This window comes from Candidatus Nitrospira salsa, assembly GCF_965152625.1.
This window is the reverse complement of the sequence record NZ_CBCUCO010000004.1, coordinates 777806-792769: the sequence shown is the minus strand read 5'-3', so window position 1 is coordinate 792769 and position 14964 is coordinate 777806. Positions and strand designations below refer to the sequence as shown.

Sequence of the window (14964 nt, the reverse complement as noted above, 5' to 3'; positions counted from 1 at the left end):
TCTTTTTTACGAGCGACGCTTCGCACTTGCGCACTGGAGCGTTCCAGCGCACAGGCACGAGTAACGAACCAGGGAACGCCGCTGGCCGACTTTTTCAACGCTCCTTGAAGCGCTCACGTTACTTCAGCCTAAGGGAAGTAATCAAGGATAGGACATCAGGAGTCTCAGCTACCCTGAATAAATTTGTGAAGGATTTTCAGAAAGTATCCGGCGTGAGGTAGGAAATGAGCTTATCAGCACAAGCATGTAATTGAGGGAATGCCGAACTGACGTTGGTCAGGAGGGTCTCCGGCGAACAACCGCAACGAACCACATCCGCCGAACATTCTTGACACAAACTCTGCGCCCCTTCCATGTCCAATTCAAGGTGAAACAACAGGGCATAAACGTTTGTTCCATAGCGATACGCCTGGACGGGAAACTGTTCTGACGTGGCAAGAAGGACCGTATTGGCAGGTAACTCAAACCCATCTCCGTGCCATTGCCATACATCAAATTGACGTGGCATGAATTGAAAAACTGAATCACGCTCCCCATCAATACTTAAGGTCACCGGCAACAGTCCGATTTCAAAGTTTGGACTTGGCGTGACTGATGTCCCTAATGTCTGCGTAAGCAACTGCGACCCCAAACACACTCCGATAATAGGAATATTTTTGGATAAGGCCGATCGAATAAAGACCCGTTCCTCAGCAAGCCATGGCTCTGAGCCATTGACTGACATGGGTCCACCCATCACCAATAAAAAATCGCCGAGGGCAGAGGGCAGCCCATCTCGAGGCACAAGTTGTTGACGGACTTCATACCCACGCTGTTCAAGAAAAGGCTTGAAGACACCTGGTCCCTCAAACGGCACATGCATGAGACAATGCGCAACTCTCAATGAGGGCCTTTCCATGAGGTGTTGCCGTAACAACTCGTTGAGCGAGAAGTCTCGTCACTCTCAAGTCACATTTACAGATAATAGGCTAATTTTTGGTGAAAAGGCCGCACGAAGCGGCAGATTACTTGACAGAGACAGCCGGTATGGCATGTCCATTTTTTTGATTGACGCATTCGACGAGATGCCAAAACCGGAGAGGATTGACTTTTTTCTTCCGTTCAACAACTAGAGTCGTCCCCTCTAATACCGTGTTGAGTGATAAATCTGTTCGGAACCCCATATGCTTGCAGAGCGGCGAGATCATCTTTTCAACGGCTGCAATGACTTTATTTCCGTTGCTAAAGTGATTCAACATAATAATGCGACCACCGGGTTTGCAGACACGAATCATTTCACGAATGACTTTCCGATAATCAGGAACAGCGGTCACGACATAGGCGGCCATGACGAGATCAAACGAATCATTCTCCAATTCCATCTGTGCGGCATCCATACGACGCAGCGTCACATGATCCAACTGGTGCGTGAGAATTCGTTTCCGAGCTTTCTCCAACATCCCTTCAGAGAAATCGATACCCAGAATCTCGCAGTGCCGAGGATATAACGGCAGGGCTTCGCCAGTCCCGACACCGACTTCTAGCACTCGGTCCCCTGGCTGAACCGGTAAACCACGCACAGCAGACTCTCGTGACTGCTGAACGACTCGCCCAAAGGTTTGATCATACATCCCAGCATAATTCGTATATACCCGCTCAACCTTATCGAGGTCCATATACCCTCCCAGAGACGCTTTCACTGATTCGTTCACACGCATTTGATGAATTAAGTATGAATTACATTAAAGCTATGACATGAATAAGAATTGTGGATGGGGATCTTTTGGGTTAGGCGGGATACCCGGATGCTGGCGCCGTAGTCGGGACGGCCCACCTCCGCATGACTAGGCCTAATCTACCCAACTTTCTGCTTAGAGTCAACTGGTCATCTCGTTTCTTTCTGAAATGAGGCTTCACCCCAGTCATCAAAAAAATAATTGCCTGGGGTAGGCCAACCGATTAAGGTCCCCATCGCTAGGGATTGCAATGACTGATCCGGTTTTCTACAATCCGTGCTTTCATTCGTTCTTATCTTGCCTTTTTCTTTGGAAATAGGCCTGATGTTAAGGAGGATTGTCATGCAGGCCCAACGCTCATTCGCTGTGAAGCTTTTTGTTTGTATCATGATCACCATGTCGTGCCTTTTTTGGGATACGACGTTCAATCACGCGAACGCCATTGATATTGATCTCACCATGGAACAAGCCAACCGCGCCTTAGCTGACGGGCGAGGGTCAATGGAAAAAGCGGAGAACGTCGAAGACGTGGCGACGATCATGAAATCCGCTGAACAGGGGATTCGCGTTGGAGCTGATCCAGAGAAAAATCCTTGTGGTCCTCATGCCATTATGCGCACTCGTTATTATTGGCTAGAATACTTTGGTCGTCGGGAAGCTGCAGAATCTAAACGACAGAAGAAATCTGTTCGTATGCCGGAAGAAAAAATTCAGGAAATATTACAGATGCCATATTTGGAAGTTGAAGTTCGACTCTGTGGCGACGAAGAGTTTTTTGCTGAAGGCGTCGACATCGCATTACAGCAAGGGTCAGCCATGGCCCGTCCTGTGGATGTTGGAGCCGCTGAACGTGGCAAGAAAAACCCTGGAGATATCCCAAGCTACCGATCTCGCTTCACGGCAAGATTTGCCTATGCCGATTTTGACCCCAAAGCGGCCAGCACTTTAGCCGTCTTCTTCCCAGATGGAAAGCTGATCAATATCGAAGCTGATCTTGCCAAGATTCGTTAAACTCTTGGCGCGTCTCTCGTGAATCGTCGTTCGTATCTCGCATTCAGAGTCTTCAAACATTTCCTCTACGCTTCACGAAATATGATTCACTCTTCACTATTTAATTCCGCCATTTTCAACGTATACAAATGATGATAGAGTCCTTGCTGCTCAAGTAGCTCAGCATGCGGCCCTTCCTCAACAATATGTCCATGATTGAGGACAAAAATTCGATCGGCGGTTTGAACGGTCGTTAAGCGATGGGCAATGATGACGGTGGTTCGGCCAACCATCAAATTATTGAGAGCTGCCTGTACCAATGTTTCCGACTGACTGTCCAAGGCCGAAGTCGCCTCATCCATAATTAAGATTCGTGGGTTTTTCAAAAATGCTCTCGCAATCGCAATCCGTTGACGCTGACCTCCGGAAAGGTTGACGCCTTTTTCGCCAACAAGCGTTTGATAACCATCAGGGAGAGAGAGAATAAACTCGTGAGCATGAGCCCCCAGGCTCGCGGCATAGACTTCATCTTCGCCTGCCTCGGAACGTCCATACCGAATGTTCTCAAGAATCGTATCACCAAACAGAATGTTTTCTTGAGGCACCAAGGCAATTTGACGATAGAAACTATCCAATCGAACAGAACGGAGATCGTAGCCATCGACAAAAACCGCTCCGGCCGTTGGATCGTAAAACCGATGCAGAAGATTAATAATGGTCGTCTTCCCTGCCCCAGTTGGTCCGACGACGGCCACACGTTCCCCAGGTTGAACCTCAAACGTGACAGAGGACAACACCTCCTGCCGAGGATCATAGGCAAATCGAACCTGCTCAAAGCGTATACGTCCCTGTATCTCCGGTAACGTGATCGCCTCGGGCACGTCATAGATTTCCGGCTGAGCATCAAGAATTTCAAAGACACGCGCCATGGCCCCTTGGGACTCTTTCAATTGTGCAAACACGCGAGCAACAGAACCGAAAGGTCCAATCAGAATTCCGGCAAATAAGACAAAGGCAAACAGATCTCCGGGAGACATGGCCCCTTCGATGACTTGCTTCCCGCCATACCAGAGAACGGCAACTGCGGTAGCCAGTGTCAGCAACGTAATCACGGGAATAAACACTGAGAGAATGGCCGTACGTCGTAAGGTCGTGTCCATCAGGCTCATGACGCCAGACCGGAATCGTTTTTCTTCACGATCAGTCTGAACATAGGACTTCACAATGCGGATTCCCGATACGACTTCCTCAATGAGCGTCGTCAATTCTGCCGTACGATCCTGAATTTGAGTTGACAATGACTTAAGACGTCGACCAAACAAGCGGGCCACAATCGCCAGCAATGGCAATAGGAGAAGAATTAATCCGCACAAGCGCCAATTCATCACCAACAAGAATCCGACTCCTCCGATTACCGTCACGAAATGCTTTGCGGTATCAATAGGCGTATCCGTTAATGTCGACTGAATAACACCCACATCATTCATGAGACGGGAGACAATCTCTCCAGTTCGCCGCTTGGAAAAAAACCCCAAAGAGAGTCGTTGGAAGTGGGAAAATAAATGGGTTCGAAAGTCACAAATGATCTGTTGAGAGACTCGAGATGTTAAATAACTATGCCCCATAGAGAGCACGCTCTGCCCAAGCATAAACCCAAGAAACATCCAGATAGTCGTGGTCAACTGAGGGAGATTACGCTGAACGGTAATAAGATCCCACACATTTCCTGCATAGCGTATGAGCAGCAGGTTCAGAGCGGCAACACCCATGACCAGTAAGGCCGAGAGAGCCATCTGACCGAGATATGGTCGAAGAAATGGGAAAAAACGAGAAAACGTTGCCATTAATCGTTAGGGGCCTTTAAATAAATTTTAAACGTAAAATACGAAGGTGGGAAATGTGGAAGATTTAGAGCTGTCAAGTGAGAGACGCGAGGAATAGGAGTAAAAGGTGAGGCTAGGACACGGTCAATGTGTACGTTTTTGCTCTTGATGCTTTGTCCTGACTTAGTCCTGGTGAATGAGTCTTACCTGTTTTAATTACCAATGCCCTAGTCAGTCTAATTGCGTGACGGACTCGATCATGTTCTTATTCAACGCCACAAAGTCCGCATGTTCCGTGTCGTTCACCACAACTTCAGTCAAATTGATAAACAACACAGATTCGTCATTAAATACATCCGAAATCCTGTTGCGCATTGGAGGAATCAGTAGACTCCCAACGTAGGTATTGAGAGAAGAACGAATTCGAATACGCGCTTTTTTTCCCTGAGTCATGCACACCTATGGCTCAGTTAGAGAGCCGTTAATTACGACGACGTGCGAACTTCATTCGACGACGGAGTTTTTTATGCTTATGCTTTCGCATTTTTTTTCTCCGTTTTTTGACGACACTTGCCATAAACCTGATTCCTTACACCTTCATGTGTGGGACGAATATCTCAATCCTATCAAAGATGCCGCTAACAGCAAGAACAGCACACCGCTACGACATGGTAGGCACGGTAAGTATCACAGGGCTATAAAAGGTGTCAAGATAATGGTGGAATATGTGGACTCAAACGACACTCATAGAGCCGTGACCATTTAAAGATTGTACTTGACCTATTCTCTTGCAAACTCGCTATAATGGGCTGTGGATTGGCGACACATCATGATGTCATTGGCGATTACTGTTGTCGCATTCAGCCACGCCGGAATTCTTACCAGCTGTTCGTCCGATCCTCCGCGTTATCCAGAAAGCCATGCCAGATTCGAACGAATTGTGGAAGCCGTGAACACGCTTCAGCAAGCCTATGTGGCTCAGGACCAGGAAGCCACGAAAGACCTTCTCCTCCCGCTCGAGTCCTTGAATACGTGGGAGCAGGGAATCCAGCGAGACTTTCAGACCTATTCCGATATTGCCTTAGATCTTTCGATTGATCGGATGGTTATTGACGGCGACCTCATTTCAGTCCAGGTCTCTTGGTTGGGGGAATGGAAAGAAACACCCGAAGCACAGGCCATAAAAGCCCGAGGTCATGGAACGCTCCACTGGAGTGGAACCCATGTCATCCTTCTCACCGGCGTGGAAGGCGACTTACCATTTGGAATGGCTGATCGACAAGCACTCTCCTAGCCACTCTCTCATTCTGCAAACACTCCTCAATCATCTCTTCACACGATCAAAGAATAGAATGCCAATCATGACGTCTTCATATTCAAAGAAAATCACCAAAATTGTCGAGACAGACTTCCTTGTCATTGGAAGTGGCGTGGCTGGACTTCGCGCAGCTCTGGAACTCTGCCATCATGGACGCGTACTGATGATAGCCAAGGGTGGCCCACAGGAAAATAGTACGCTCTTTGCTCAAGGCGGTGTCGCGGTCGCGTTAAGTGAGGAAGACCATGTCGACTTGCATTTTACCGACACGATCAAGGCCGGCCATCAACTCTGCCGGAAACCGGCTACCAAGGCTCTTGTCCAAGAAGGCCCAGCGCGCATCGAAGAATTACTGGCATGGGGCGCCAAATTCGATAAGGTCAAGGGCAAGCTCGCTTTTGCTCACGAGGGAGCTCATAGCCGGCGACGAATTCTACGAGCTGGAGGTGACGCGATCGGAAGCGAGATGGTGAGAGTTCTGACAGCCCACGCCCGTCAACAACCGACTATTCAGTGGATTGGGAATCAATTCAGTATTGATTTACTGGTGCTCGATAGTCAGTGCTGTGGCGCTATTGTCCTGGATGAACTCACGGGAGAATTAAAATTGATCCTCGCTTCCGCCACCGTCCTTTCAACGGGAGGCGCAGGACAGGTCTATGCCCGCACAACGAACCCAGGAAGTGCGACAGGCGACGGAATTGCCATGGCCTTGCGAGCAGGGGCTGCGCTTGAAGATATGGAGTTTGTGCAGTTTCATCCCACAGCCCTGTACTTACCCTCAAGTCCACCATTTTTGCTTTCCGAGGCCATAAGAGGAGAAGGAGGACGGTTACGGAATAATAAGCGGGAATTCTTCATGAAGCGCTATCACAAAGATAAAGAACTGGCATCACGGGATATTGTCGCAAGAGCGATATGGGCCGAAATGCAAGCGACTAAAGCCCGACATGTCTATCTAGACATCACCCATCTTAGTGCAACATTTATCAAAAAACGATTCCCGACCATTTACGCCACATGCCTTCGCTTCGATATTGATATCACTGAAGAATGGATACCCGTGTCTCCAAGCGCCCATTACTGGATGGGTGGCGTCTATACTGATCTTCATGGGGCCACCACCCTACCGGGCCTTTTTGCTGCCGGTGAAGTGGCCTGCAGCGGAGTGCACGGGGCCAATCGTCTCGCAAGCAATTCTCTTTTAGAAGGCTTGGTCTTCGGACTGCGTTCAGCTCAATCGGCTGTCACATTCGCCTCAAACTCCTCGACTCCCCACTTAACCCTTCGAGACCTTCGAAAGCGATCGAAGCCGATTTCGAAGCCGTTAGAAGACGCAGAAAAGCTTCGGAACTCTCTCCGCCGCTTGATGTGGACGAAGGTAGGACTCGTTCGTCACGGCAACATTCTAACGAAAGCCGTAAGCCAACTGAGTCGATGGGAAAAAACATTAGAGCAAACGTCACTCACGCGCACAAATATGGAAACCCAGAATTTGCTTCAGGTCGGTCGGTCGACAACTGAAGCGGCATTATGGAGAGAGAATAGTGTCGGCGCGCATTTCCGAGAAGATTTCCCAACCCACAAGGGCCTCACTTGGAAAACGCATAGCCGTTCGCATCGACCTCTCAACACTGATCACTTCCCTTTGACATGAGAATAAGACTTGGGATTTGAACTTTTCTGCACTTTCAAAAATCCACCTCATGACTCAGGATCAGCCATCTACAAAACGATTCAGGTTGGCTTGAAATAGCTGGTGCAACTTCACGGTCCAAACACCAGGACATGAGCCGCCAATACGATGACCATCTACCTGAGAGACCGGCATCACCTCCATACCGGTATTTGTGAGAAAACACTCCTCCGAGACTAATAACTGTTCTACCGAAAACGAGCTCTCCGCAACAGACAATCCTTCTTCCTTCGCAAGCGTTATCACAACATCTCGAGTGACTCCACGAAGAATGCCGCATTCCGTCGATGGCGTACACAGCTGTCCTTGACAGACAAAGAAAATATTGCTCGTTGTACATTCAGTCAAAAATCCATCCATATTCAACATCAATGCATCGAAACTTCCGACACGAGAGGCTTCGTGCTTTGCCAAAATATTGTTGAGAAAACTCAGAGACTTTACTTCTGGCGGTTGCGCAATAATCGGATTTCGCCGAATGTTCACTAGCGCAAGATGGACGCCATTTTGACGGAAATCGACAGGATAGGGCTTATATAGTTTGGGCATGATGACCACCGTCGGGCGAGAACACAATGAAGGATCCAGACCAATCTCTCCTTCGCCCCGAGAAATGGTAATACGAATCGATGCATCCGACAAGTCATTGCGTCGCAAGGACTCTGAAAGCAGTTCCCGCCATTGGGACTTTGGGATAGGCAAGGAAAGTCCAATGAGATCACAAGAAGCTGTGAGCCGTTCAAGATGTCGTTCGATTTGAAAAATTTGTCCGTGATAGGCACGAAGAGTTTCAAATACGCCGTCTCCATACAAAAACCCATGATCAAACACCGAGATCATCGCTTGATCCCGAGAAACAAACCTATCGTTTAAGTAGATCCACTCCGTTTCTCCAACATTTTGCACTTTACAATTTTCACGTTGCATTGACTCTTCACCCTTCAGACCTAACTCCGTCATCTTCCCCCTCAACCAAACGCCTGAAAAAACGCTTGAGCTTTATGTACGGTTTCATCATATTCTTGACCTGGGATTGAGTCTGCCACAATACCGGCTCCGACCTGTAAATACCCCTGATCCGGAGCCAACAACAGCGTTCGAATGAGGATGTTCATATCCATCTGGCCCGACCAACTCATGTACCCAAGCGACCCGGTATAAACCCCGCGACGAACAGGTTCTAATTGTTCAATAATTTCCATACAATGGACTTTGGGAACTCCGGTAATGGTTCCACCGGGAAAGGCGGCTCGAAGCACATCAAACGCCGTGACACCTTTTTTGACAAAACCAGAAATATTCGACACGAGATGGGAAACATGTGAATACCGTTCAACAGTCATGAACTGCTCGGCCGAAATCGTGCCATACCGACAGACTCGGCCAAGATCGTTTCTTGCCAAATCAACGAGCATTAAATGCTCAGCACGTTCTTTAGGGCTGGCTAATAATTCCCCTATGAATCGACGATCTTCACTGATCGTCCTTCCACGAGGGCGAGTGCCGGCAATGGGTCGAATTTCCACTCGCTGTCCGTCTAATCGAACCAATCGTTCAGGGGAGTTAGAAACTAGAGTATAGTTGTCTAACATCAGCAGAGCGGAAAACGGAGACGGATTCACTTGACGAATCCGTTGATACCAACAGGCTCCTTGTACGTGATGGTCTTGAGGGAAATTTCGAGGAACATCTATCATAAATCGATGTGAAAGATTCGCTTGATAAATATCGCCAGCGGCGATCAAAGCCTGACAGATTTCGACTCGATTGATATAGTCTTGCCTCGACTGTTGGGCTTCAATTGGAGGCCTCGAGACATGAGGCCAATTACTGGTCAGATTCAAATGTTCATCTGATTTTTTCAATTGAGCCTGCCAATCGAGTAACCGCTCTTTGCCTTCCCGAACGAGTCGATCTCGAGACTCACTAACCCATCGCTTAGGTTCAGGTGTAAAAATAAAATGCAGTGCATTTGAGTCATGATCTATGGCAGCCAAAACTTCTACAAACAGAAACACCATATCCGGCAACTGCAAATCGTCAACGGCCAACTCGGGAATCCGTTCAAACTGACGGACCATGTCATAACTCAAAAATCCTACAGCCCCACCAAGAAACGGAGGAAGATTGGGTAAGCGTGGATGCGGGATGGATGGAAATAACTCCGTCAGTTTATCAAAAGGATCCCCAACTCCATCGACTTGGCCATCGTGGCTCAAAATTTCATAACGAGGCCCTTTGGCGGAAAAGATCTGGTATGGCTGACAGCCAATAAACGAATACCGTGCTAACCCAGAAATTCCCCCGCCGCTCTCTAATAGAAAGGACGAAGGCCTGCTGCCAGTCAGTCGAATATAGAGTTCAAACGGATTTTCAGTGGATAATGGGCAAGTAAGGATGAGTGGCTCTGGAGTCGTGGCACGGAGAAATCGCTGGGTGGACCAGTAGGAACACGAAGACGTGTCGCCCATAGATCACTCGTCGGGCGCAGAGGAAGACTCGAGTGCCTTAGTCGCCTCTTCGGGAGTCAGCAACCCTTTATTCACCAAGGTATCGACAAGTTCATCAACAGATTTAGATGATACTCGCTTCAAACCTCGAACTTGTATGGTTGGAGGATAAAACCGTAGATAATCTGGATTATCCAGCTCAAGCGTAATGGACTCGCTCTCTGCATAGGGCGCTAATTCTTTTTTTGAATCATACGGAACAAGAAAATATGGCCTTCCATCTTTCGTATGGCCATCAGCCCCTTTCACGTTAATACGATCAGAAATGTCTGCTCCGCTAAGTTCAACAATTCTATCAATGACCAGGATAAGGGATTCAGCAACAACGGGAACGTCTGTTTGATTTTTGACCCAAATGACATACGAAACATGACTCACCGATGTGAGTTGATCATTTGCAAAAGGATCATGTTCTTTATACGAAATAATCGGAACAACCCCGGACGTGATGTTCGGCAGCTCATCTACAGACGGAGCTGATATAGCGAGCCCTTCAAAAGACAGTAAGCTCCAGGCGCATACACACGACCGAAGAATTTTCCTAGAAATAACCATAATCCCTATACGTATCATAGCGCCCCGGTAATTACCAGTGAAGCAGACGAAGCCGGTGCCCTATTCCATTCTCACCGCTTGACAAATCGACAGACATTTTGTTTGAATTTGGCTCCTTCCGCCGGACTATGCTTACCGGCGCAACACATGGCACCATCTCAGAACCCAATGTTTTCTGGGCTGGGGCAGGCATTCAGAGTGAGTACTGATTTGCTGGCCTCTCTCATTGTCGGTGGAGCACTTGGTTGGCTCATTGACACATATGTGTTAATGTCGGAGCCATGGGCTCTGGTGATTGGGCTCTTTCTGGGTCTTGCTGCAGGGTTGCGCAATGCGTATCGGACGGCTCAACGTTGGAAATCATAATTTCTTAAAGCATTAACCATATAGGATAGTCCTTGCAAGACCCATTACACGCGTTCGAGTTACACCCCATACTCCCGCTATCTCTCTTTGGTCTCGATATTTCCTTGAACAAGGCAACCCTTGTCATGTGGGTTGTTGTCGCCCTGATTATTTGGTTTTTACTACGGGCCGGTTCGAGTCGATCGTTGATTCCCGGCAAACTCCAAAACCTTGCTGAGGTCCTGGTTGACTTCATACGCGGTATCATTAACGATACAATGGGCAAAGAAGGCATGCGATATTTCCCGCTGATTTGCAGTCTTTTTCTCTTTATCTTGTTTAGTAATCTTCTCGGGTTGATCCCTGGATCGTATACGGTCACAAGCCAGTTAATCGTGACTGCAGTGTTCGCAATATCCGTGTACGTTCTCAGTCTGATCATTGGCTTTTCCATTCATGGTGCAAAGTTTCTTCCTGGCATTTTAGTACCGCCCGGAACACCTGGGTGGTTGCTACCGCTCATGATTCCAATCGAATTTATCAGTCATATTGCCAGACCGCTGTCACTTTCAGTTCGGCTCTTCGCCAATATGACGGCGGGGCATGTTATTCTTGGCGTACTCTTTGGCTTAACGATTACTGGAGGGCTCCTGATTGGGTGGCTTCCATTCTCCTTCACTATCGCCTTGTATGGATTAGAATTTGGGATCGCCTTTATCCAGGCATATATTTTTACGGTACTGACGTGTGTCTACATCGGCGACGCGATGCACCTTCATTAGAAACAGTCATGCCTATGAAGGGCTCACGTTGACCGCACAAAACAAGAGCATACAGACCGTTCACCCGTGGCCGGTCAACTATTAACTTACGCAAACTCAGATCACTCACGATTCAACCCCTATTCAACGGGAGGAAAGAACACAATGGATGTCGCAGGAGCAGCTTTATTAGGAATGGGGCTCGCAGCCGCTGGATTTGCCGGAGCTGGCGTCGGTATTGGCTATATCTTCGGAAAAATGATCGAAGCCGTGGCCCGTCAGCCAGAAGCAGAAGCCCGTGTCGGAAAATATATGTGGATCGGATTCGCATTGGTCGAAGCTATTGCATTGTACGGTTTAGTTATCGCGTTTATTATTATGGGCAAGGGCTAACAAAGGTTCGAGACAATGCCACAATTTGACAGCAACTTTTTCTCATCGCTCATTTTCTGGGAAATCATTTCCTTTGGGATTCTCCTGTGGATCTTGTATAAATACGCCTTCCCTCCTATTCTAGAGACGCTTGAGGTACGAGAGAAAAAAATTCGTGAAAGTATTGAGCAAGCGGAAAAAAACCGAGCAGAATCCGAACAACGTCTGCAAACGTATGAGGCCAAACTACACGATGCAGCCCGTGAAGCTGAAGGCATCATCAATGAAGCCCGCGACCAAGCTCAACGTCTTCTTGACGATAACCAACAACGAATTCGTGCTGAAACGGATCGCCTCAAAACCGAAGCGTCCCAAGAAATTGATCGAGAACGAAGGAAAGCCCTACAAGATATACGAAATGAAACGGCTGACTTAGCGCTCCAGGTTGCTGAAAAAATACTGACTCGGAATCTTTCTGACGATGATCATCGGCGATTCGCGCAAGAAGCGCTGGATGCCGTAGCCCAACATCAAACTAATGGGCATGGCAAGGGATGAGAGGAAAAGGCAATTAAAAAATTCAAATAGTAAAATGAAACGTTTTGACAAAATGGATCAATTTGAACTCCCTCTTTTCCATTTCTCACTTCGAAGATTGCATTGTATTCGTGCTACCTGGTCGATATCCTTCCAAGTCTACAGTCACAAATTGAAATCCTAACCGCTTAAACTCTCTCACAATCCGACAACGCCGCCCTGGATCGTGAAATAATCCAATTTCCGAATCTGAAGTTTCAATCCTCGCAATTCCCTCATGGTCGCGAACACGAACCTGCTTCACCCCTTCACGAAACAACAAGGCTTCAGCCTGTTCCACACGCGACAATCCTACTCGCGTAATCAACGTGCCCCGAGGAATGCGGGATGACAGACAGGCCGCGGCAGGCTTATCCCAATTTGAAAGTCCCAATGCTTTAGCCAATGCTCGAATCTCTGCTTTTCCTAATTGCGCTTCCACAAGTGGACTGCGCACACCGAGAGCTCGTGCCGCGGTAATTCCAGGGCGATCATCTTTCAAATCATCAACATTTGTTCCATCAACAATCACCCTGGCTTCAGTATCTTTCTTGATGTTTCCAAGAAGTTGATAGAGGTCAGTTTTACAGTGATAACAGCGCATCTCATCATTTTTGACAAAGGCATCAATCTCCAATTGGTCCGTTTCAACAACTTGAAGGGGAACGCCGATCTCAGCGCTTAGTTGATGCACCGCTTCCAGCTCAATGGCTGGAAACGTGGGCGACACGGCCGTGACCGCCTTCGCATGAGGCCCCAAAGCTTCATACGCCACCTTCAGAACAAGTGTACTGTCTATGCCACCGGAAAATGCCACAACGGTGGATCCCATATCTTTAAACAATTTTTGCAAGACAACATACTTCTCACGCAAATCCGACTCAAGACCAATCATTTCCCATACTCCTTACTCGATCTTTTGTTGTTGAGATTTCCAACTTGAAGATCACCAAGCTGTCCGCAAGCTCCAAGGACATCACGGCCACGACTCTTACGAATAAAGACATCAAGCCCCGCGCGACGCAAAATCATCTGAAACTGTCCGATAGATTGCGCACTCGGTCGCTTGTACAGACTCCCGTGAAATTCATTGAATGGGATCAAATTGATTTTACAACGTATCCCATTCAAGAGCTTTGGGATACGCTTGGCATCGGCCATTGAATCATTGATGCCTGCCAGAAGAACATATTCAAAAGTTAGGCGTCGACCTGTCTTTAATGGGTAATCGCGGCAAGCTTTCAGTAAGTGAGACAACGGATGCAGCGTATTAATGGCCGGCATCAGTTCATGACGTTGCTTATCGGTCGTCGCATTTAAAGAGATAGCAAGATTCACCCCTAATGGAGCCACCTCCCTCAACCTGGAAGCCAATCCTGCAGTCGACACCGTAATCCGCCGAGGAGAAAACCCTACCCCCCAGTCTCCATTGGTCAAGCGCTTAATCGCTTCAGAGACCTCTTCCATATTGGCCAATGGCTCACCCATTCCCATAAACACTAACGAGGTCAGGCGAGAACTTGAAGCAACATGATCTTGAACCGTCAGAACTTGACTGACAATTTCATGTGCTTTGAGATTTCGCTTAAGACCCATTTGACCGGTTAAACAAAAGCCACAATCTAACGTACACCCAACTTGAGTCGATACACATAATGTGAGGCGATCATCCTCGGGAATCAAGACACTTTCGACTTCAAGTCCATCTGTGAGTTCAAGGAGAAACTTTTTCGTTCCATCCGTAGCCTGCCGGATAGTCACATTGGACGCACGTGTGATGGTCGCGATCGATTGAAGATGGGATCGATCCGACAGAGAAAGATCTGTCATCTCTGTAATATTAAGGATACGCTTTTGATACAACCAACATAGAATTTGCCTAGTTCGATAGGCTGGCCATCCTAACGTCGAAACCCAATCACGCATGGCAGACCAGTCCAAGGCCAATAAGTTCGTCAGCTGACGAGAAGGGCTAATCTGTATAGGGTCACTCAACATAGATAATAGTTAGAAACACGTAGATCAATACAGGAAAAAGACATTCGTTAACGTCTGCATCTTACTACGAGATCTGTCACGCAGCAAAAGCATGGGTTAAAAATCCTACAGGTTTATCTTCTTTCTGTGTACAACCAACTATTATTCACTAGGAACAGCCTCTCTTTCTACAAGCAGTCAGTCAATTTTATATATTTACTTGCATAGGAAAACTTTGCTTTATGGTGAAACACACTAAATACAGAATGATGAAATTTACAATCCACAACCTTTAGGCTTTCAATAGGGAAGCAATTGCATTAACT

General features: G+C 47.6%; 17 protein-coding genes. 7 read left to right on the top strand and 10 right to left on the bottom strand.

Features of this window, described 5'->3' with window-relative positions; genetic code table 11:
- Positions 1–196 precede the first annotated feature (196 nt).
- Both ACWQXP_RS17735 and ACWQXP_RS17730 read right to left on the bottom strand, forming a co-directional pair.
- Positions 197–898 (bottom strand): type 1 glutamine amidotransferase, encoded by a 702-nt coding sequence (locus ACWQXP_RS17735; RefSeq protein WP_454064188.1) that lies wholly within the window; start codon positions 896–898, stop codon positions 197–199.
- 106 nt (positions 899–1004) lie between these two features.
- Positions 1005–1655 carry a class I SAM-dependent methyltransferase gene (locus ACWQXP_RS17730; protein ID WP_454064187.1) on the bottom strand — a complete coding sequence of 217 codons (651 nt, stop codon included), beginning with the start codon at positions 1653–1655 and terminating at the stop codon, positions 1005–1007.
- Positions 1656–2057: 402 nt separating this feature from the next.
- Here ACWQXP_RS17730 and ACWQXP_RS17725 point away from each other — a divergent pair, with 402 nt between their 5' ends.
- Positions 2058–2726 carry a hypothetical protein gene (locus tag ACWQXP_RS17725; RefSeq protein ID WP_454064186.1) on the top strand — a complete coding sequence of 223 codons (669 nt, stop codon included), beginning with the start codon at positions 2058–2060 and terminating at the stop codon, positions 2724–2726.
- 86 nt (positions 2727–2812) lie between these two features.
- Here ACWQXP_RS17725 and ACWQXP_RS17720 read toward each other — a convergent pair whose 3' ends face one another.
- From ACWQXP_RS17720 to ACWQXP_RS17710, 3 genes are all read right to left on the bottom strand, one after another.
- Positions 2813–4549 (bottom strand): ABC transporter ATP-binding protein, encoded by a 1737-nt coding sequence (locus ACWQXP_RS17720; RefSeq protein WP_454064185.1) that lies wholly within the window; start codon positions 4547–4549, stop codon positions 2813–2815.
- A gap of 210 nt (positions 4550–4759) precedes the next feature.
- Positions 4760–4981, bottom strand: a complete 222-nt coding sequence (locus tag ACWQXP_RS17715; RefSeq protein WP_454064184.1) for a DUF6812 domain-containing protein — start codon at positions 4979–4981, stop codon at positions 4760–4762.
- Between the two features lie 28 nt (positions 4982–5009).
- Positions 5010–5105, bottom strand: a complete 96-nt coding sequence (locus ACWQXP_RS17710) for a 30S ribosomal protein bS22 (protein ID WP_447969463.1) — start codon at positions 5103–5105, stop codon at positions 5010–5012.
- Positions 5106–5357: 252 nt separating this feature from the next.
- Here ACWQXP_RS17710 and ACWQXP_RS17705 point away from each other — a divergent pair, with 252 nt between their 5' ends.
- A complete protein-coding gene (locus ACWQXP_RS17705) occupies positions 5358–5822 on the top strand; it encodes a hypothetical protein (RefSeq protein ID WP_454064183.1) in 465 nt (154 codons plus the stop codon).
- Between the two features lie 67 nt (positions 5823–5889).
- Complete coding sequence (gene nadB, locus ACWQXP_RS17700; protein ID WP_454064182.1) at positions 5890–7503, top strand: L-aspartate oxidase; 1614 nt, start codon at positions 5890–5892, stop codon at positions 7501–7503.
- Positions 7504–7563: 60 nt separating this feature from the next.
- On the opposite strand, the gene ACWQXP_RS17695 is transcribed toward nadB, so the two are convergent.
- The 3 genes from ACWQXP_RS17695 to ACWQXP_RS17685 are packed head-to-tail and all read right to left on the bottom strand — an operon-like array spanning position 7564 to position 10607.
- The gene (locus ACWQXP_RS17695; RefSeq protein ID WP_454064181.1) at positions 7564–8502 is read right to left on the bottom strand and encodes an aminotransferase class IV; all 939 of its coding nucleotides are present in this window, start codon (positions 8500–8502) and stop codon (positions 7564–7566) included.
- 8 nt (positions 8503–8510) lie between these two features.
- Positions 8511–10013: an anthranilate synthase component I family protein gene (locus ACWQXP_RS17690; protein WP_454064180.1), complete on the bottom strand. Its 1503-nt coding sequence runs from the start codon at positions 10011–10013 to the stop codon at positions 8511–8513.
- A gap of 3 nt (positions 10014–10016) precedes the next feature.
- Positions 10017–10607 (bottom strand): hypothetical protein, encoded by a 591-nt coding sequence (locus ACWQXP_RS17685; protein WP_454064179.1) that lies wholly within the window; start codon positions 10605–10607, stop codon positions 10017–10019.
- A gap of 147 nt (positions 10608–10754) precedes the next feature.
- On the opposite strand from ACWQXP_RS17685, the gene ACWQXP_RS17680 reads away from it, so the two are divergent.
- The 4 genes from ACWQXP_RS17680 (at position 10755) to atpF (ending at position 12643) form a co-directional block, all read left to right on the top strand.
- Positions 10755–10973: an AtpZ/AtpI family protein gene (locus ACWQXP_RS17680; protein ID WP_454064178.1), complete on the top strand. Its 219-nt coding sequence runs from the start codon at positions 10755–10757 to the stop codon at positions 10971–10973.
- A 32-nt stretch (positions 10974–11005) separates the two neighbouring features.
- Positions 11006–11734: a F0F1 ATP synthase subunit A gene (locus tag ACWQXP_RS17675; RefSeq protein WP_454064177.1), complete on the top strand. Its 729-nt coding sequence runs from the start codon at positions 11006–11008 to the stop codon at positions 11732–11734.
- Positions 11735–11878: 144 nt separating this feature from the next.
- The gene (gene atpE, locus ACWQXP_RS17670; protein WP_454064730.1) at positions 11879–12106 is read left to right on the top strand and encodes an ATP synthase F0 subunit C; all 228 of its coding nucleotides are present in this window, start codon (positions 11879–11881) and stop codon (positions 12104–12106) included.
- A gap of 15 nt (positions 12107–12121) precedes the next feature.
- Positions 12122–12643, top strand: coding sequence for a F0F1 ATP synthase subunit B (gene atpF / locus ACWQXP_RS17665; protein WP_454064176.1), 522 nt, complete (start codon positions 12122–12124; stop codon positions 12641–12643).
- A gap of 85 nt (positions 12644–12728) precedes the next feature.
- On the opposite strand, the gene larE is transcribed toward atpF, so the two are convergent.
- Together larE and rlmN are read right to left on the bottom strand one after the other, a co-directional pair.
- Positions 12729–13556: an ATP-dependent sacrificial sulfur transferase LarE gene (larE, locus tag ACWQXP_RS17660; RefSeq protein WP_454064175.1), complete on the bottom strand. Its 828-nt coding sequence runs from the start codon at positions 13554–13556 to the stop codon at positions 12729–12731.
- The gene (gene rlmN / locus ACWQXP_RS17655; protein ID WP_454064174.1) at positions 13553–14659 is read right to left on the bottom strand and encodes a 23S rRNA (adenine(2503)-C(2))-methyltransferase RlmN; all 1107 of its coding nucleotides are present in this window, start codon (positions 14657–14659) and stop codon (positions 13553–13555) included. Before rlmN ends, larE begins: the two co-directional genes overlap by 4 nt.
- Positions 14660–14964: the final 305 nt, after the last annotated feature.